The organism is Synechococcus sp. Cu2B8-bc1011 (assembly GCF_047302735.1).
In the GTDB taxonomy this organism is placed as follows: domain Bacteria; phylum Cyanobacteriota; class Cyanobacteriia; order PCC-6307; family Cyanobiaceae; genus Synechococcus_C.
In genome coordinates, this window is the sequence record NZ_CP138915.1 from 2,424,764 (window position 1) to 2,442,854 (window position 18,091).

The 18,091-nt window shown below is 55.9% G+C and carries 21 protein-coding genes; 8 read left to right on the plus strand and 13 right to left on the minus strand.

From position 1 onward, the window contains the following. Window positions 1–68: 68 nt before the first annotated feature. From SIC18_RS12760 to sppA, 9 genes are all read right to left on the minus strand, one after another. Window positions 69–1,568, minus strand: coding sequence for an AAA family ATPase (locus SIC18_RS12760; RefSeq protein WP_048347010.1), 1,500 nt, complete (start codon window positions 1,566–1,568; stop codon window positions 69–71). Next, a complete protein-coding gene (locus SIC18_RS12765; RefSeq protein ID WP_048347011.1) occupies window positions 1,561–2,112 on the minus strand; it encodes a YceD family protein in 552 nt (183 codons plus the stop codon). The genes SIC18_RS12760 and SIC18_RS12765 overlap by 8 nt, the downstream gene beginning before the upstream one ends. Continuing rightward, window positions 2,109–3,257, minus strand: a complete 1,149-nt coding sequence (gene yidC, locus SIC18_RS12770) for a membrane protein insertase YidC (RefSeq protein ID WP_048347012.1) — start codon at window positions 3,255–3,257, stop codon at window positions 2,109–2,111. Before yidC ends, SIC18_RS12765 begins: the two co-directional genes overlap by 4 nt. An 89-nt stretch (window positions 3,258–3,346) precedes the next feature. Next, the gene (locus SIC18_RS12775) at window positions 3,347–3,763 is read right to left on the minus strand and encodes a PH domain-containing protein (RefSeq protein WP_413429816.1); all 417 of its coding nucleotides are present in this window, start codon (window positions 3,761–3,763) and stop codon (window positions 3,347–3,349) included. 2 nt (window positions 3,764–3,765) lie between these two features. Further along, complete coding sequence (gene rnpA, locus SIC18_RS12780; RefSeq protein WP_413429817.1) at window positions 3,766–4,155, minus strand: ribonuclease P protein component; 390 nt, start codon at window positions 4,153–4,155, stop codon at window positions 3,766–3,768. Between the two features lie 27 nt (window positions 4,156–4,182). Then, a complete protein-coding gene (gene rpmH, locus SIC18_RS12785; RefSeq protein ID WP_011620012.1) occupies window positions 4,183–4,320 on the minus strand; it encodes a 50S ribosomal protein L34 in 138 nt (45 codons plus the stop codon). A 54-nt stretch (window positions 4,321–4,374) separates the two neighbouring features. Beyond that, on the minus strand, window positions 4,375–4,872 hold the full coding sequence (locus tag SIC18_RS12790; protein ID WP_157028664.1) for a DUF2808 domain-containing protein: 498 nt from the start codon (window positions 4,870–4,872) through the stop codon (window positions 4,375–4,377). A gap of 191 nt (window positions 4,873–5,063) precedes the next feature. Further along, a complete protein-coding gene (gene aroH / locus SIC18_RS12795; protein WP_413430564.1) occupies window positions 5,064–5,450 on the minus strand; it encodes a chorismate mutase in 387 nt (128 codons plus the stop codon). Then, window positions 5,447–6,259 (minus strand): signal peptide peptidase SppA, encoded by an 813-nt coding sequence (sppA, locus tag SIC18_RS12800; RefSeq protein ID WP_413429818.1) that lies wholly within the window; start codon window positions 6,257–6,259, stop codon window positions 5,447–5,449. The genes aroH and sppA overlap by 4 nt, the downstream gene beginning before the upstream one ends. Before the next feature lie 54 nt (window positions 6,260–6,313). On the opposite strand from sppA, the gene SIC18_RS12805 reads away from it, so the two are divergent. The 3 genes from SIC18_RS12805 to SIC18_RS12815 are packed head-to-tail and all read left to right on the plus strand — an operon-like array spanning window position 6,314 to window position 10,229. Continuing rightward, window positions 6,314–7,276 carry a DMT family transporter gene (locus SIC18_RS12805; protein WP_413429819.1) on the plus strand — a complete coding sequence of 321 codons (963 nt, stop codon included), beginning with the start codon at window positions 6,314–6,316 and terminating at the stop codon, window positions 7,274–7,276. Beyond that, on the plus strand, window positions 7,273–8,385 hold the full coding sequence (locus tag SIC18_RS12810) for a glycosyltransferase (protein WP_048347019.1): 1,113 nt from the start codon (window positions 7,273–7,275) through the stop codon (window positions 8,383–8,385). Before SIC18_RS12805 ends, SIC18_RS12810 begins: the two co-directional genes overlap by 4 nt. Continuing rightward, window positions 8,376–10,229 (plus strand): ArnT family glycosyltransferase, encoded by a 1,854-nt coding sequence (locus tag SIC18_RS12815; RefSeq protein ID WP_413429820.1) that lies wholly within the window; start codon window positions 8,376–8,378, stop codon window positions 10,227–10,229. Before SIC18_RS12810 ends, SIC18_RS12815 begins: the two co-directional genes overlap by 10 nt. Here the strand turns inward: SIC18_RS12815 and SIC18_RS12820 are convergent. Next, window positions 10,223–10,759, minus strand: a complete 537-nt coding sequence (locus SIC18_RS12820) for a DUF721 domain-containing protein (RefSeq protein WP_048347020.1) — start codon at window positions 10,757–10,759, stop codon at window positions 10,223–10,225. The two genes, SIC18_RS12815 and SIC18_RS12820, sit on opposite strands and share 7 nt — an antisense overlap. A gap of 79 nt (window positions 10,760–10,838) precedes the next feature. Between SIC18_RS12820 and SIC18_RS12825 the strand changes: the two genes are divergently transcribed. The 5 genes from SIC18_RS12825 to SIC18_RS12845 are packed head-to-tail and all read left to right on the plus strand — an operon-like array spanning window position 10,839 to window position 14,912. After that, window positions 10,839–11,606 carry a PspA/IM30 family protein gene (locus SIC18_RS12825; RefSeq protein ID WP_413429821.1) on the plus strand — a complete coding sequence of 256 codons (768 nt, stop codon included), beginning with the start codon at window positions 10,839–10,841 and terminating at the stop codon, window positions 11,604–11,606. 57 nt (window positions 11,607–11,663) lie between these two features. Beyond that, entirely contained in the window at window positions 11,664–11,990 is a 327-nt protein-coding gene (trxA, locus tag SIC18_RS12830) for a thioredoxin (RefSeq protein ID WP_048347022.1), read from the plus strand. Next, window positions 11,977–13,170: an aminotransferase class I/II-fold pyridoxal phosphate-dependent enzyme gene (locus tag SIC18_RS12835; protein WP_413429822.1), complete on the plus strand. Its 1,194-nt coding sequence runs from the start codon at window positions 11,977–11,979 to the stop codon at window positions 13,168–13,170. The genes trxA and SIC18_RS12835 overlap by 14 nt, the downstream gene beginning before the upstream one ends. Next, window positions 13,149–13,934: a biotin--[acetyl-CoA-carboxylase] ligase gene (locus SIC18_RS12840; protein ID WP_413429823.1), complete on the plus strand. Its 786-nt coding sequence runs from the start codon at window positions 13,149–13,151 to the stop codon at window positions 13,932–13,934. Before SIC18_RS12835 ends, SIC18_RS12840 begins: the two co-directional genes overlap by 22 nt. A gap of 30 nt (window positions 13,935–13,964) precedes the next feature. After that, complete coding sequence (locus SIC18_RS12845) at window positions 13,965–14,912, plus strand: M23 family metallopeptidase (RefSeq protein WP_413429824.1); 948 nt, start codon at window positions 13,965–13,967, stop codon at window positions 14,910–14,912. Between the two features lie 6 nt (window positions 14,913–14,918). On the opposite strand, the gene SIC18_RS12850 is transcribed toward SIC18_RS12845, so the two are convergent. The 3 genes from SIC18_RS12850 to SIC18_RS12860 are packed head-to-tail and all read right to left on the minus strand — an operon-like array spanning window position 14,919 to window position 17,986. Next, window positions 14,919–15,671: a response regulator transcription factor gene (locus tag SIC18_RS12850; protein ID WP_250395538.1), complete on the minus strand. Its 753-nt coding sequence runs from the start codon at window positions 15,669–15,671 to the stop codon at window positions 14,919–14,921. A gap of 37 nt (window positions 15,672–15,708) precedes the next feature. Then, the gene (locus SIC18_RS12855) at window positions 15,709–16,422 is read right to left on the minus strand and encodes an ABC transporter ATP-binding protein (RefSeq protein WP_048347027.1); all 714 of its coding nucleotides are present in this window, start codon (window positions 16,420–16,422) and stop codon (window positions 15,709–15,711) included. Continuing rightward, on the minus strand, window positions 16,415–17,986 hold the full coding sequence (locus SIC18_RS12860; RefSeq protein WP_048347028.1) for an NAD(P)H-quinone oxidoreductase subunit N: 1,572 nt from the start codon (window positions 17,984–17,986) through the stop codon (window positions 16,415–16,417). Before SIC18_RS12860 ends, SIC18_RS12855 begins: the two co-directional genes overlap by 8 nt. Between the last annotated feature and the right edge of the window lie 105 nt (window positions 17,987–18,091).

Sequence of the window (18,091 nt, forward strand, 5' to 3'; positions counted from 1 at the left end):
CAAATGCAAGCTATTAATGAAACATACGGACGTATCCAAAGCCTGTCTGGAAGGGAGTCCCTTGTTCGTTACGCCCTGTCAGGGTTCGTTACCAGTCGCAATGAAGCAGGACGTGCCCGGCCGCTACTAGCCCATTGCTTCAGGCCTTCCAATTGCTCTTTGGCGGTACGCGACAGAGGAACCAATTGAGCCGCAGCCTGAATCAAATCGGACTCAGCCAATTCACGGCCCTCCGCAAAGGCAAGGTGCATCGCTTCGATCACCGTTTGCTCTAGCTCTGCACCGGAGTAACCATCCGTCCGGTCCACGACAGTTTCAACAGGAAGGTGGAGGCCTGGCCGTCTTCGACTGATATGCAATTCCATGATGCTCTGACGTTCAGAGCGAGCTGGCAAATCAAGGAGAAAAATTTCATCGAAGCGGCCCTTCCTTAGAAGTTCAGCGGGCAGCCGTTCCACTCCATTGGCCGTAGCCACCACAAACACAGAAGACGTTTTTTCTGCCATCCAGGTCAGAACAGTGGCTAAGACCCGTTGACTGGTTCCACCATCGCTACGGCCATCACTGCCAAACCCTTTGTCGATTTCATCAATCCAAAGCACGCAGGGAGCCATCGCTTCAGCCCTTTGAATCATTTCGCGCGTGCGTGCTTCACTCGCCCCAACGAGTCCAGCAAAAAGACGTCCCACGTCCAGGCGCAGGAGTGGCATGGACCAGCTATGGGCAATCACTCGCGCCGTCAGCGATTTACCCGTTCCCTGCGGCCCTACCAAGAGCACTCCACGAGGGAGAGGTAAACCAAAACGCCGAGCTTCATCACTGAAGGCCCGATGGCGCTGTTCTAACCATTGCTTGAGAGCATCCAACCCACCAATATCTGCGGGAGTGGCGTCAGTGCGACAGAACTCCAGCACTTCGCTTCGAGCCAGCGCGAGGCGTTTCTCCTCCAGCACATCAGCAAGGTCCTGGCGGCTTAGCTCACCGCGCTGAGCCAACGCCTTCGCAGCCACGTGACGAACCCGTGATTCACTCAATCCGCAGCACGCATGGGTGAGCTCCTCAAGCACCTCGCTATTGAGGGGCGATCCAGTGGCTTTCGAAATATTCCCAAGCAGGGTCATCAATTCCTGTTCTTGCGGGAGGGGCAAGTCGAGCAGGGTGAGAGCTTCTTCTAAATCTGTTGGTGGCGTCCAGCTGCCGCAACCCAGCACGAGCGTGTGAGGGCGTCCACGCAACAAACTTGTGAGATTGCGCAGCATGCGGGCGATTCCCGGGTCATCGCAGAAGCGATGCACATCTTTGAGCAGAAGCAGCGTGGGACTGTTGCCATCGAGATCCTGCAACCACTGGAGAACAACCATCGGCTGGCGAGCACCGAGTCCCTCGCTACCAAGAACACCTAACAGGCCACTCACAAAGTCCCAAGACGCCACTCGACGGCCTGGCAAGCGTTCCGCTGCTTGACTCAGCAGAGATTCAACACGCTCCTCCTCGTGGCTGCGAATCCAGATCAGAGGAGTGCCCGCGCGAATGAGCAGATCGAGTTGTTGTGCCCACTGTTCAGTCACGCGTGACCTCCGACTCCTCGTCTGGGTCCAAGCGCAGGCTCAAGAGAGCCTCCCAACGCGGATCTGCCGCCGGCGTGGGCGAAGCAGACAGCTCATGGTCAGCTGATTGAGGCATGCCTGGGCAGCCATCACCGCAGAAATTAACGGCTGGCATTTGAAGACTCAATTGCTCGAAGACCCATCGCTCTGGCTCAAAGCTGCCCCTTGGATCCAGGCACTCCACAAGTCCGTTGATTGAAGACACATCGAGTCCCTCCTCTGCCATCGCCTCTGTGGCTTCACTATCGCCAAGCCAGATCAGCTCACTAGCGTCCGTAGACAATTTGCGATTGAACTGATTCAAACAGCGATCGCAGCACAAGCACACGATGGTGTGCGCTGAACCGGAAACCTCGAGGATATTTCCACGGTGCTCGGCCTGAATACTGCCACGAACTGGGGTTAAGGAGGGCAGCTCATCCAGTTGGCCTGCAAATTCCCACTCACGAGCTGAACCAAGAGCTTGTAGCTCGCGAAGGGGAACGGGCTCGAGCCCAGGAATCATTTGTTTCCGCCTTTGGGCTCGAAGGGCATGCGTCCTGAGCTAGACCCACCACCGGCAGAGGCTGAGGCAGCCTGGGATTTCTGCAGCATCTGGGCATCAAGAATGGACTGGAGGTTGTCGGGCAAAGCCTCGCGAGTGAGCAGGAAGGTTTGAAAAGCCTGAAAGATATTGGCGATCACCATGTACAACAAAACACCGGCAGGGAGCGGGAAGAACAAGAACATCCCAGTGATCATCACAGGAGTGATCTTGTTGGCGGTGGACTGCTGAGGATTGGCAGGCATCCCCATGCCAGAGAGGAGCTGTGAGACAAACAGGCTCAGACCGAAAGCACCAATCAGGATCGCAATATCCCAATTGATTGTCCCCTCGGTGTAGAACCCAACCTGACCGAGGGCTTTGATGAACAAGAAGCCGCTGCGTGCTGCCAGTCCAGTGATTTTCCCTTCAACGGTGGCATCGCCGGTCGTGAGGGCCGTAATTGTTCCTGTCTCACTCACGCTGACAACGCCCTCTCCCTTGGTAACCGTCCATTTAGGGAGGAACATTTGACCGTTATCAACCCCAGAGATCACATTCCGGAAACTCTCTCCACCACGAGTTTCGAGCTGAATGGGAACGCTCTCTCCAGTGCCGAGTTTGGTGCCACCAGGAAGGCTTGCCACGATCGGGACGTGGTTGGTTTCCGTGATGAAAATTGAGTGGCTGGCGCTTGTGAAAGGCTTGGGCTCAACAGCAGCAATTTGATCCGCAGGTAGGACCTTCAGATTGAGCGTGTAGGGCACATCTGCGAAGGGTGATCCACGCAACGTCGCAAACAAAGCGAACAGAATCGGCATTTGAACCAACAGAGGTAGGCAACCCGCCAATGGGCTACCGAACTCCTTCATCAACTTGCCAAGTTCTGCCTGCTGCTTTTGGGGATCGTTCGCATAACGCGCCTTGATTTCAGCTTGACGCTTCTGCATCACAGGCTGGGCAATCCGCATGCGCCTGGCACTGCGAATGGACCCTGCGCTGAGAGGGAAGAGAGCCAGGCGAATTACCACCGTGAGGGCCACGATCGCCAGGCCATAGCTTGGGACCAATCCGTAGAAAAAGTCCAGGATTGGGATCAGCAGATTGTCGGAGATGTACCCGATCACGATGGAGTTCCGAGTGATTGATGAATGTTGATGCCAGTGTGCAACAGCACAGGAGCCTCTGTGGGAATGGGCTCAGAGAGAAGACGGTTTCAAGCGGCGAAGCCTTTGTTCTCCACGTCCTTTGAAGCCGAGCTCGCACGTAGAGCACTGATTCGCTCTTCGATGAAAGCCTGGAGCTCTCGGAAGCGTGGAACCGAGCGCAGTTCGAGGCGGGATCCGTCTGTCAAGACAAGAACCATGTCTCCCCAGGCGCCAAACCCCCTCGACACACTGCGAACCTCCCGAACCTGGCTGTATACAACCTGGCTGCGATCTCGTCCCATCCAGCCACCGGTCACAGAAATTCGTCGACTGGTGATGTTGAAACGCAACCAAATGGCGCGAACAATTGCGCCAACCGCAAAGGGCAAACCGATCAATGTCAGCCCGAGCAACAGGTTGAGAATCAAGTCACCGACTGCTGGTCCGCCTTCGTAGAACGTGTCTTCTTGGATGGATGTTGGCATCGTTAGTACCCCGCTTGTTGGAGCAATCTGTCGCATTCTTCCAACATCGGGGCTTCTGAGATCGCCGCACCTGGTTTCAGACTGATCAAAACCCAGGTGTTTGCGTGCTGGAAAGACTGCTCAAAATGTTGACGAAGATGGTCGTGCAAACGCCGTCTTAGCCGATTGCGAATGACGGCCCGCTTACTCACTTTGCTGCTGATGACAACAGCGCAACGGCACACTGCAGCTTGACCTTGATCCTCCAGTGGACGGCATTCCGAACGCAGAAGCCTCGGCATCGCAGAAGCCTTGCGCAACGTCATCAAGGTTCCATGGAACCGTTGACCCTTGCGATACAGGTAATCAAAACAGCGGTGACCACGCAATCTCATTGATGTGGGAAGCACCATCGGGGGCTAGGACGAGCTCTAGAGCCCTTAAGCAGCCAAACGTGAACGCCCACGCTTTCGGCGCGTGCGAATCACACGACGACCGGTGTGAGAGCGCATGCGAACACGGAAACCAGAAACGCGTTTCCGCTTACGGCTGGTGCCTCCAAAAGTTCGTTTGGTCATGGATTCACCCCGGCGCCCAGCCTTTTATCAGTAGAAGAGCTTATCAGCCAATGCTTAGTCGATACTGAAGTTCCAGCTCCCTAAATAGCCAGCCACTGGAACGTCTCCAGGGGCCTGTGCCAGGGCATTGAACTGAAACATCCCACTCTTGTTGGGATTGAAGATCGTCATGGACACGGCGTAGGTGTCTTCAGTGGGAATAGGCGTTTCAGGGAAAACCTCAATCGCAGTTTGGTTCTCGCTGATTTCGAAAACAGCAGGGATGACCTCTTCGCAACGGCTTCTGCTGAGCATGCCGCCCTTCTTCATCTTGCAGAGCTTCAATTTGTTGGGGCGGATCTTGGCATTGAAGTAATCGGGAACGGTGATGCTTAGTTTCAGGATCGCGGTTTTGCGATCTTTCGGCCGAAGCATCAGAAAGTATTCCGATCGCTCGCGCGTACGAGTGCTCGTTTGGACGTAGTACAGCTTGCGGTAGTTGTTGTCGCTTTCCCAGCGAAACTCCATCAAAGAGGGAGTGTTCTGGGCTTGAACAGCAACGGGTTGGAGCATCTCCACCACAGAAGCAGAAGCAACAACTCCGCAACCGATCACCCCTGCAATAACGGCGAGGCGGCGGATCGGGGTCGTGGGCAGAAGGTCCATTAATTCAGCTGGTGAAAACAATCACCGCAATGGTTAGTCCCATGATTGTCCTAAGGACAGCGAGCGGCAAGGGGTTCGAAGGGTCGGCCCGGCATCTGTCAGTTGTGACTGGATCTATCTGGCCTGAGGCGACTGGCTTCCCCCAGGTAGGCGTGGCGAACCTCCTGATCGTCTGGCATCCAGGCATGTGCCAGAAGACGGATGCACCTAGGCAGGTCTCCCTCAACAGCCATCTGCTGACAATCGAGGAGAGCAACGCCATCCCACCCTTCACGGCGCCGTGCAACGGCAGCTGGAAAGCACGCATCCAGATCGGTGGTCACAGAAAACGTGATCGAAACGATGCAGTCCGGCTTCAGAGCGTTGTGTTTCACCAGCGCATCCATCAGTTCAGAGACCGCCTGCTCAATCACAACAACAGTGTTAGCGCTGCAGGTGGTTGCACCACGTAGACCGCGCAAGGCCAATCCGCTCCCCAAGGTCATGGCCGGAACAACCACAAGGGTTGACCGCTGAGCTCCATCTCAATCGAGACGAGCTGCTCGATTCGTACAAGCAGATTGGACCCCGACAACCCTTGCAGCAATGGCTTACGGGGTTTTCCAAGTGTCACCACGCGGCAGCGCTCCTCATCCAGATCAGCCAACTGTGCCGCAAGCACCCTTGCGCGCTCCTCGTCACCCAGCTCATCCACGAGTCCAAGATCTTTGGCCTGGGCACCGCTGAACACCCGACCGTCAGCAAATTCGCGGACGCGGCTTGAATCAAGCTTCCGTCCTTCCGCAACGGCCGCCACAAATTGCTCATAGCTGCTGTCAATCAAGGCTTGCAGCAACTGACGTTCTTCTGGGCCTAAAGCACGATCTGGAGAAAGGATGTCTTTGAAAGCACCGCTCTTCACGGTTTCAAATTTGACGCCAACACGATCCAGCAATTTGGAAAGATTGTTGCCGCGAAGGATCACACCGATGGAACCGGTGATCGTCCCTGGATTGGACACAATCTTTTCTGCGGCAACACCCACATACACCCCACCAGATGCAGAGATATTCCCGAAGCTGGCGACGACGTGACAGCCTTTTTCACGCAGCCTGAGCAGGGCAGAGTGAATCTCCTGGCTGTCGCCAACAGTCCCTCCAGGACTATCAATTCGTAGCAACAGTGCAGGAAATTCACGCTCCTGAACCTCTTTCAGAGCTTTGAGGACTCGACGACGGGTGGAGCCAGTGATCGCCCCCTCAATGGCGATCCTCGCCATCGTTCGCCGGGACTTGCGGCGCCAGGGCCAGATCATGGTGGTCAATCGAACACGTCTAGATCTTAAAAAGGAGCCTGTTCGTAGCACCCCATGGGATCTCTCCGCCGAGGGCTGCTGATGATCCTGCCGTTCGCCCTATGGGGCACAGCGATGACAGCAATGGCTCCTCTGGTCAGCACAGGAGGGCCGATTCTGGTGTCCTGCTTGAGGTTGCTCCCGGCTGGAATCATCGTGATCGCCTCTGTTCCGCTTCTCGGGCGTTCCTTAGCCATTGATCCTGGGGATCGGGTTTGGTTTCTCCTGTTCACCCTGATTGATGCCCTGCTGTTTCAGATCTGTCTGGCCCGCGGACTCGAAGGCACTGGCGCGGGTCTCGGTTCTGTACTGATTGATTCTCAGCCCTTGATGGTTGCACTGCTTGCCCGCTGGCTCTTTGCAGAAACGATCAATCCGATCGGTTGGATGGGATTGATTCTTGGTCTGGTGGGCATTGTCTGCCTGGGCGTTCCCCAACGGCTCCTCCAGCACTGGTGGCTGTTGGGTGAGGGGGTGTCATTTCAATCGGGTTGGCAGGCTGGCACTGGCTGGATGTTGGCGGCTGCCATTGCGATGGCTGTCGGCACCGTTCTGAGTCGGTTCGCCTGCCGAAACAGTGATCCTGTGGCCGTCACGGGATGGCACATGCTGCTGGGGGGACTCCCCTTGCTGATTTGGCATGGCCTCGACGGAGCGTTCCCGTTGATTCCGCCTTGGTCCGCTTTTGCATGGACGCAAATGGCCTATGCATCTTTGATGGGGGGAGCCGTGGCCTACGCACTCTTTTTCTGGTTTGCAAGCCGTGAGGACCTCACAGGATTCACCACACTGGGATTTCTCACACCCGTTTTTGCACTTGCTTCTGGTGGACTGCTGTTGCAAGAACGACTCAACAACCTGCAATGGTGTGCGGTGCTTTTGGTTCTGCTTTCGGTGGTACTGGTGAGCCAGCGCAAACGACTTTGGGAGCCGGTTGCTCTCGTCAACGAACCCCAGCGAAGTGATCTCGGAGCATGAGCACCACTCCTCTCGATTTAATTCTGGTCAGCACACCCATCGGACACTTGGGAAGTGGGCGCGGAGGAGGGGTGGAACTGACGCTGAACTCATTGCTACGAGGTCTCGCCGCAAAGGGGCATCGGATCAGCCTGGTCGCCCCGAACGGCTCAGTTGCGCCTCATGACTGCCCTGGAGTCTCCCTCCACACCGCTGGGGGCAGCGATCAACCCAGCTGGCAGCACTCCGAACGAGATGCTTCCGTCCAAGTTCCTTTTGATGGTGTGCTTCCCCATCTATGGGACCTTGCTTTGTCCTTAGGCGAGGACGCCGATGCAGTGATCAACTTCAGCTACGACTGGTTACCGCTCTGGCTCACCCCCCATGCAAAGCCCTCGTTATTTCATCTTGTGAGCATGGGATCGGTCTCGCGAGCGATGGATGAGGTCATCTCTCAAATCGCTCAGTGGGACCAGAGGCGAATGTCATTCCATACTCAACGACAGGCAGGAGATTTTTCATTGCCTAGTCCACCGTCCGTTGTGGGGAATGGCTTTGACCTCACGCGATACCAGTTGCAGTTGAACCTCAATGGGCCCCTGGGTTGGGCCGGTCGCATCGCCCCTGAAAAAGGCCTGGAGGATGCTGCAGCTGTTGCCGCAGCTCTGGGAGAAACGCTTCTGGTTTGGGGCTTGGTTGAAGATGCTGACTATGCGCAATCAGTCGAAGCCGCCGTGCCTCCCGGAACCATTAATTGGCGCGGTTTTCAGCCGACACACCAACTTCAGACAGAGCTTGGCTGCTGCCGCGCCCTACTCAACACACCGAAATGGAATGAGGCCTACGGCAACGTGGTGGTAGAAGCCATGGCCTGCGGAGTCCCTGTCGTGGCCTATGACCGAGGCGGTCCTGGCGAACTCATCCAAGACGGAACAACGGGATGGCTTGTGCAGCCCGATGATCTCGAGGCCCTAACCATGGCTATCAGCAAAGTCGATCAAATCGATCGACGCGCTTGCCGCCGTTGGGTGGAACAGAACGCCAGCCATATGGTTTTCGCACAACGCGTTGAGGATTGGATCAGGCAGGGCCTCTCTGCTGGGAATGGCACGATCGTTCCATGTCGATGATCAACGCGCCTGCCAACCCACGGATCTCGCCTCGACAGCGCAGCCGGGGGCTGTTGCTGATCTTGGCGCTTGGCCTTGCCATGTTCTGCTGGCAACTGGGTTCCACCGGTCTCGTCGATGAAACTCCACCGCTCTTTGCAGCCGCTGGCCGTGCCATGGCACGCACGGGTGACTGGTTAACCCCTCGGGTTAATGGATTGCCCAGATTCGACAAACCGCCCCTGGTGTACTGGCTGATGGGGTTGGGGTACTCGATTCCTGCCAATGAGCTCTGGGATCCACTTGGCACCTGGGCCGGCAGGCTTCCCTCAGCCCTCGCAAGCGTGGCCACCATGCTGATGCTTGGGGACACCTTGATGGTGCATCCGGCCGAAAATGACACGCACCCTCGCCGCACCGCGGTGGCAGCAGCACTGGCCTTCGCGCTCTCTCCCTTGGTGCAGCTCTGGAGTCGTACGGCTGTCAGTGATCCTTTACTGAGCGGCACTCTCGCTTTGAGCCTGATGTGCCATTGGCGTTGTTATGCCAGCGGCGAATCACGACGATGGTGGCTGGCCTGGGTTCTTCTCGCCACAGCCGTTCTCACAAAAGGGCCTGTGGCCGTGGTCCTCAGTGGCATGACCCTGGCGCTCTTTGCTCTGATGCGCAGGGATCTCAAGGGCATCTCGCACTGCATCAAACCGCTACGCGGTCTTGCACTCACCGCCGTGATCAGCGTGCCTTGGTATCTCGCAGAACTGCTGGTCGAAGGTCAGCCTTTTTGGGACAGCTTTTTTGGCTATCACAACCTTCAACGCTTCACATCGGTCGTGAATAGCCACCTCCAACCCTGGTGGTTTTTCGGGGTGATTTTGGTGGTGGCATCCCTGCCCTTCACCCCCCTGTTACTCCTTGGGCTGGCGCAAACCTTGCACCCATCAACCCTGAAGCGTGCCTTTTCATCCGTCCAACCCGGCGCATCGTTGTCTCTTCAGAGTTTTGCCAGTTGCTGGCTTGTTTCTGTCTTTCTGCTGTTCACCACCGCGGCCACCAAACTTCCGAGCTACTGGATTCCGGCAACACCTGCTGCCGCCATTCTCATCGCCCTTGCAGCAAGGCCCTCCGATCGAGAGAACCGCCTCTCTTTGGATTGGGCCTGGGGCACAACAATCGTGCTCACGTTTGCTTTGGCAGTGGGGTTCTGGAGTTCCTCGATCTGGGTTCCTCTCATCGATGACCCCGAGATGCCAACGATGCCTGCCGAACTGCTGGCAAGCCGATTGGTGCTAAGGGCAGCAGTGTGCTTTTCAATCGCTGGCGTTTTGGGCCTCTGGATGATCAAGAGGAAGGCCTCCGGTCGCTTGCTAGCCGTTCAGGGGCCGCTGGTGGTGTTTCAGCTCATTGCTCTGATCCCCATGATTGGCCTAGGCGATCGTGTGCGTCAGCGTCCAATCCGTGACGTAGCCGCAACTGTGTTGGAGCACCAACGTCCTGATGAACCTTTGGCAATGGTTGGGGTGATGAAACCGTCTTTGCACTTCTACACAGATCAGGTTGTTGTCTACGAAGGAACATCTAAAAACGCCTTCCTTAATGTTGCGGATCGCTTTAGCAATGAGAAAAGACAGGGATGGCAAGGGGTCCCAACTAGCAAGGAAGGAGGGTCGCAGTCGGCACTAATTGTTATCGATTCACTGACAATGAAAAAGAAACATTGGCAGGGTCTCGATCCTGAGCTCCTCGGACAATTTGGAATTTATCAAGTTCTTCGATTCGACAGGAAGACATTGGATCAAAGAGCTTTAAAGCTCCATGCCAAAGGGGCTCATTCAACATGGGAACGGCCTCGTGCTGAACGTTACTGACCGCTTCCGAGCGACTCTGACAGCTTCAGTCGTCGACAGAACCCGCAGTGACCCCAGAGGGCCATCTCTCCTGCCGGAGCCGGGCTGTCACAGCAAGGGCATGACGCCATTCCATGCACATCGATCCGGCTCGGATGGCGAGCCCAAACACTTTCTTCTGTCTCTAACTCCGCTGTAGGGGAGGGGTGATGTTGCTGAATCCTCAGATCGCGAACGGCATGGCCAGCGCTTCGCACTGCTGCCAACAGTTGAGGCTTGCTGTACTGAAGAGCCTGGCGCCATTGCGGGTGGCGCGCTCCAACAGTGAGGACGCCATGGCTCAAATTCAGGGGCCTGCAGTGATCAGCCAATGGACGCCCCGCCAACTGGGGCCAGTCCTGCCAAAGCGCAGCCAGTGAGCCTTCTCGTCTCCATGTGCTCCGCAGAGACTCAAGGCACTCTTGAAGGGGCTGAACCGGCGGCGGCGGCGGCGGCACCAACACCTCTCCCCGACCAAAACGGCGCCGTTGGGATCGAGGTGCTCGCCCCATAACGTCATCCAATGAAATTGGACCTTAGTGGGGAAAGGTGGTCCAGCTCGCTAATCTCTGGCACTGCTCGCACCGATTCATGGGTTTCTTCGACCGGCTCAGCCGTCTGCTGCGCGCCAACCTGAATGATCTCGTCAGCAAAGCTGAGGATCCCGTCAAGATCCTTGATCAAGCCGTCTCTGACATGCAAGACGACCTGGTCAAGCTCCGACAGGCTGTCGCGATGGCGATCGCCAGTCAAAAACGGCTCCAAAACCAAGCAGAGCAGGCCGAGTCTCAAGCCCGTACCTGGTACGAGCGCGCCGAACTTGCACTCAAGAAAAATGAAGACGAATTAGCGCGCGAGGCTCTTACCCGTCGCAAAACCTTCCAAGAAACGGCCAGTTCTCTTGGCACCCAGGTTCAGGCTCAGAGCGCTCAAGTTGAAACGCTCAAAAAAAGCTTGGTCGCTTTGGAAGGAAAGATTGCCGAGGCTCGAACCAAGAAAGACATGCTCAAAGCCCGGGCTCAAGCCGCCCAGGCCCAACAACAGCTCCAAAGTGCTGTTGGCAGCATGGGAACCAATTCAGCCATGGCTGCCTTCGAGCGCATGGAAGACAAGGTTCAATCTCTCGAAGCCAGTAGCCAAGCTGCAGCTGAGCTCGCTGGTGCTGACCTCGATAGCCAGTTCGCGGCCCTGGAAGGTGGCGACGATGTGGATGATGAACTGGCAGCCCTAAGAAAGCAGGTGAAGGGAAGCGCAGAGACTGCCGCTCTCCCGGCTGCCGACTCCGAGGTGAAACCCGTCAAGGTGGAAGAGGTGGATGCAGATCTCGAGGAGCTGCGTCGATCTATCGACAAACTGTGATGAATCTGCGCCTTCAGCAGCCGAGTCCATAAGATTCATTCAGTTCAACGATCGCCCGTGTCTTCAGCTGTTTCCGACTTCACAGATGCAGCGTTCGAGCAGGATGTGTTGACTGCGTCCACAACCGTTTTGGTTGACTTCTGGGCCCCATGGTGTGGCCCTTGCCGGTTGATGGCGCCATTGATGGACTGGGCTGCTGAGACCTACGCCGAACGCCTTTTGGTGGGGAAGCTTGAAGTGGATGGCAACCCGATCACCCGCGATGGGTTCAAAGTTCAAGGCATTCCAACCCTGATCCTGTTCCGTAACGGCCAGGAAATTGCTCGGCACGAAGGGGCCATTGCCCGCCCTCAGTTGCAATCCTTTCTGGATGCTCACCTCTAAGCGACTGTCTCGCCTCGGGAGCGGAGTGTTTGATCGCAATGATCAGCGCAAGCACTCCTACAAGCTCGGGGCAACACAACAACATCAACCACTCATCGACCTCTCCCTGGGATGCACCGATTTGCTTCCCCCACCTGCTGCAGTAGAGGCGATGGCGAACCACCTCCAGGAGCCAAGGAGTGCCGCCTACTGCCTCCACGCGGCAACAGCCTCATTTCGGGAGGCAGCAGCGGCCTGGTGTGAACAGCGACTAGGAGTGTCGGTGGATCCTGAGCGTGAGGTTCTTCTCCTGGTTGGATCTCAAGAGGGGACAGCCCATTTCCCGTTGACTGTGTTGGACCCAGGTGATCAAGCCCTGATTCTTGATCCGTCTTACCCCTCCCATCGCGGAGGCCTTGAATTAGCAGATGCTTTCATCCAGACCCTTCCCCTCTCTCCGGAACAAGGTTGGGCTCCGAACTTCAAGGCGATCACAGACAGTCAGTGGGCTCAACTGCGACTCTTGATGCTGGGTTTTCCCCACAACCCCACAGCCTGTGTTGGTCAACAATCCTGGCTTGATGAAGCGATGGGTCAGGCCCAACGCCATGATCTGGTGGTCGCCCACGACAATCCTTATCTAGACCTAGCGCTTGAGGGAGAAGCCCCATCCCTTTTGCGTTGTCCCCGCTGGCGCGAACGCGGAATCGAGTTCTTTTCTCTCTCCAAGGGGTGGTGCCTTGGTGGATTTCGTCTGGCATTTGCGATCGGAGCGGAAACCCTGATTACGGCCTTGAGGCAGGTCAAAAGCGTGATCGATTTCAATCAATGTCAGGCGCTTCAGCAGGGCGCTGTTGTGGCCCTCTCGGATCACGCCGATTGGCCAGCCCATCTTCTACCGATCTACCGCGAACGGCGTGACCGCACGCGCGCTGCACTCTCTGAGCTTGGATGGCCGATCCCATCGCCATCCATGGCCCTATATCTCTGGGCGCCCATTCCTGACTGGGCCCGCGCCCAAGGATGGGGAGACGAGGAGATGGCCGCTCAGCTTCTCAAGCATTGCGGGGTTGTGGTCACACCTGGCTCCGGGTTTGGAGAGGCTGGGCGTGATTGGCTGCGCTTTGCCTTGGTCCGTCCAGTGGCCGAACTTGAGGCTGCAATTTCACGACTGACGCCTTGGTGGCAACAGCAATGCTGAACCATCACCAACGGGCAGGAGGACTCGTCCATCGCCTTCGCAGACAGCAAGCCGATGCTTGGAGGCTGAAATGCAGACCCGTTTGTGCAAGCACAGAACTTGAACTGAGCCACTGGCTTCAAGCAGTGCCCTGGCGCGGAGACCTGCCTCGAGCTGTTATGGCCGATCACCAAACCAGAGGACAGGGCCAGCGTGGCCGCCGCTGGGAGGCAGAGCGTGGAGGGGTCTGGATCAGCGCTGCTCTTCCCTGGGATTCAAGCAGCGGCCACACCGACATGCTCGGGCTGATGGTGGCATATGCCTTATGTGAACGCTTGGAAAAGTCGGGACTCACCGTCCGGATCAAATGGCCTAACGACCTCCTTATCGATTCCCGCAAACTGGCTGGCTTGCTTCCTCGACTGGTTTTTCGTGGCGGTCGTTTACGCATGGTGCGCATTGGAGTTGGAATGAATGTGGCTAACCCGGTTCCCGTTGGGGCCATTGCCCTTCGCGATCTCCTGCCGCGTGGATGCGCCAGACGAGACGTGTGGACGGTGGAGGTCTTAAAAGCCTTGGAGAGCATCCAGACCCTGGCCAACCGTCCAGAGCTTGTGCGTCGTGGAATAGAGAATCGCCTTTGGGCCAATCAGGTGAAGGATCCTCAGAGCAAAGAGATCTGGGAGATCCAAGGATTGGCCCTCAATGGAGCCCTTCAACTTTGCCAAGGGACCCGGACCACCAGCTGGACCCGCTGGCCTGATGTCAACCATGACAATCTCTAAAATCTCGTCTGATAAGACCTTTGAAACGAAGTGGTCCTGCGCTGGCTCGCTGCTCCCTTGGTTCTGACCCTGCCCTCTGCTCCGCAGAGCCCTCAAGGCCTTCCAGCCCCTCAGGCGCCTCTACGTCCTCCGGCTGAACTTCGCGTCAAGACTCCCCAACGCTTCGATCGCTCGTTGGAGTCTCTCGAACGCAATCAAATCATCACTCCGCAAGAGCGTCGAACGCTGGAGACTGGAGCGGTTGCCAAGCCCATTGATGTGCCGCGCTTTCAATACGCCTGTCGAAGTGGCGCTCTGTCCAAGCGTGAGTGCGCAACCGGCGTTGCCTTTCGCGGGCGGTCCAATCGCGCCACGTTCAGCCAAAGGAATCGTCGTCTCTCTCCCATCTCGGTCCCCGTCTCTGCGCTCCTTGCAGGAGCCGGACATGGCTTTCGCTTGGAGTCCGTCTTCTCCGTTTCGCCCAGACCTCTTGCGATCGCAGGAAATGGTGATCAACGCTTGCTCTTCCCCATCATTGGCTCTGCAATCACCACCAGTGAATTCGGAATGCGTCAACATCCCGTGATCGGCCGTTGGTTGATGCACGCAGGAAAAGACCTCGCCGCCCCAGAAGGAACGCCTGTCATTGCAGCACTCTCAGGCACGGTTATGAGTAGTGGACTCGCCGGCGGCTATGGCATCGCTGTGGAAATAGAGCACAAGTCCCCCAGGCGGCGGACGCTCTATGGACATCTCTCAGAGATCTACGTGAAATCTGGACAAAAGGTCCAACAGGGTGAGGTGATCGGAAGGGTCGGAAGCACCGGCCTTAGCACTGGACCTCATCTTCATTTTGAACTGAGAATGAAGCAGGGCAACGGGTGGGTGGCAAAAAATCCTGGGGAATTTGATCTCAATCCGATTACAGCATCTGGAAGTGATGCCGTCTCGATGCTTGTTGGTCAACTCATGAACAGTCTCGAAAGAGACAAAGTCTGAACCAATTTATGAGCTCGTGGAATCATCTTCATCTCTCAAGATGAACCCAACGCCACGAACGGTATGAATCAAAGATGGAAGATCCTTATGTTCCACTTTTTGCCTTAAGTAGCGTATGTAGACATCAAGCAAATTATCGTCTCCGTAAAAGTCTTCTCCCCAGACACCCTTCATAATCTCAGACCTCTCCAATACTTTTCCGCTTCCACGCATCAAGAAGCAAAGCAGCTCATACTCCTTAACCGAAAGCTGGATTTTTTTACCAGAACGAATGACATCCCTTGTCTGGGTATTGACCGTTAACCCTCCAACTGCCAACAAGTCTGACTCGGTTTCGCTCCCTTGTGCTGAGCCGGAAAAGCCATGAGCTCTACGCTGCATCGCTCTCAACCGAGCCATCAATTCTTCGATTGAAAAAGGTTTTACCAAATAATCATCGACGCCAGCATCAAGAGCTTTAACACGGTCAGCAATATCATCGTGACCGGTCAACATCAAGATAGGAGTTGTTACTCCGCTACTACGAATTCGCTGACAAATGTCCACACCGGAAAAATCTGGAAGGTTCCAATCCAAAACAATGAGATCAGGCTCAGGCTGACTTCTAGCTTTGATTAATCCAGTGGCCCCGTCAGATGCAACCTCAACGTCATAACCTTCTACGTTCAACTCCAAACACAACAACTCCGTCAAGTGGACTTCGTCATCCACAAGCAGAATTCGAATCGTTTGATCTGAGGGTTCTGACTGCTTGGCCATTCTCAAACTTCTATCAATTTAATGAGGGGCGGGAGTGTTAAACGCGGTTTTGAGCCACACGCTCAACTTTACCGTCGCGAAAGTGAACCACAGTCTGGGCACGAGCTGCCACATCGTCTTCATGGGTCACGAGAACAATCGTGATGCCTTGAGCGTGCAACTCATCAAACAAGTTCAAAACGTCATTCGTCGTGCGCGAATCCAAAGCACCGGTGGGCTCATCAGCGAGTAGGAGAGCTGGCTTATTGATAATCGCTCGAGCAATGGCCACCCGCTGTTGCTGACCACCCGACAGTTGATTGGGACGATTCTCCATTCTTTTGCCAAGCCCAACCTGTTGAAGCGCTGCAACAGCCCTTTGCTCACGCTCCGAGGAGGGCAGTCCGGCATAAATCATCGGAAGCATCACATTCTCCAGCGCTGTCGCATGAGGAAGGAGATGGAACTGCTGAAACACAAAGCCCAGTTCCTTGTTGCGCAGATCTGCCAACGCATCGTCATCAAGCCGCTCAACAGCATTCCCGTTGAGGCAATAGGAGCCACTGGTTGGTCGATCCAAGCAGCCAAGAACATTCATCGCTGTGCTCTTTCCTGATCCGCTCGCACCCATCACAGCCAAATAGTCACCGCGAAGTACATCAAGATCAAGTCCATTGAGGGCTTTGACCTCCGTTTCTCCTGATCCATAGACCTTGCTGACATCTCGAAGCTGAGCCACCGCTGGGCCGGCTTCATCCAAGAGATCAGCCAAGGGAGGCCCCTGAAGACGTAGCAATCGCCTGCTGCAGCAAAGGTGTGCCAGCCACCGTGCTGCTGGCCCACTCAAATAGCGGGTTGGAAAGAATTCCGCCAACGGCCGTGACCAGGACACAAAGCACAAGTGCCACTCTCAAAGGAGGAAGTCCCATCGTGGTCCAGTCGCTCGGTGGATAGGCCTTTACAACCTCTGAAGCCTCTTGAGGCTCTTTCACCACCATCATTTTGATGACGCCGATGTAGTAATAAATCGAAACAACCGAAGTCACAAGGCCCACCACCACCAAAACGTATTGGTGGTCCGCCCAGCCAGCAAAAAACAAATAAATCTTCCCGAAGAAACCGAGCATCGGTGGAATTCCGCCGAGAGAAAGCAGGCAGAGACTCAGACCAAGCGTGATCAAGGGATCTTTCTGATAGAGGCCCGCATAGTCAGAAATGCGGTCACTGCCCGTTCTGATCGAGAACAGGATGATGCAAGCGAAAGCACCCAAGTTCATGAAGAGATAGGTGGCCATGTACAGCACCATTGCGGCAAAGCCGTCTTCAGTGCCGCACACCAGACCGATCATCACGAATCCGGCCTGTCCGATTGAGCTGTAGGCCAGCATCCTCTTCATCGAGGTCTGGGCTAATGCCACCACGTTGCCCAGCGTCATGCTGAGAATCGCCAAAACGGTGAATAGAAGTTTCCATTGCGTATCGAAACTTCCAAAACAGCCGACAAGAAGTCGCAGCGCCAGCGCAAAACCAGCTGCCTTGGAACCCACCGACAAAAACGCCACAACAGGGGTCGGAGACCCCTCATACACATCAGGTGTCCACTGGTGGAAGGGCACAGCGGCAATCTTGAATGCCACCGTGGCAAGCACAAAAACCAGCGCCAGAGCGGCCAACGGTGTGGGGCTCGTGACCAGAGCATTACCAATCACTTCCAAACTGGTTGAGCCACTCAGGCCATAGAGAAGCGAAGCTCCATACAGGAATACGGCCGCCGCAGCCGATCCCACCAGCAAATATTTGAGTGCTGCCTCTGAACTACGCGCATCACGCTTCATGTACCCCGACAACAGGTAACTGGCTACGGAAAGCGTCTCGAGCGACACGAAAACACTTACCAGATCTGTTGCACCGCAAAGCAGCATTCCGCCGAGGGTGGCGGCCAGCAGGATCGCAGCGTATTCCCCAACAGGAGTGCCACTTTGCTCGGCATATCGCCAACTAATCAGAAGCGAGAGAAGGGTTGAAAGGGCAACAACAGCACGAAAGGCAATCGCAAGGTGATCGGAAAGGAAAGCACCTAAAAATGAAGGTTCAAGGGGTGCATTCCATTGCAGGGCAAGCAGAACCAGGGCAGTACCCAAACCCGCATAACAAATAGGGGGAACCCAACGAACTGAAACTTTTTCTCCGGCTAGATCCACCAACAACGTGGCGATCATCGCCACTAAAACAGCGGCCTCTGGTCCAACAGTGCCGGCATGCAAAGCAAGGTTGAGAAGCTCCCCAGGAGCTGCCACGGCCTGTGTGGAGAGAAGCAGAGAACCCAACTCGGGCATGGCGAGTCTGGTCAAACCAATTGGAGGGACTGTAGCTGCGCTCCTGCTCTTCCCTGAGTGAATTCCCTGATTTCGCTGCAGAAAGCTCGGCGGTGCGATAAAGAA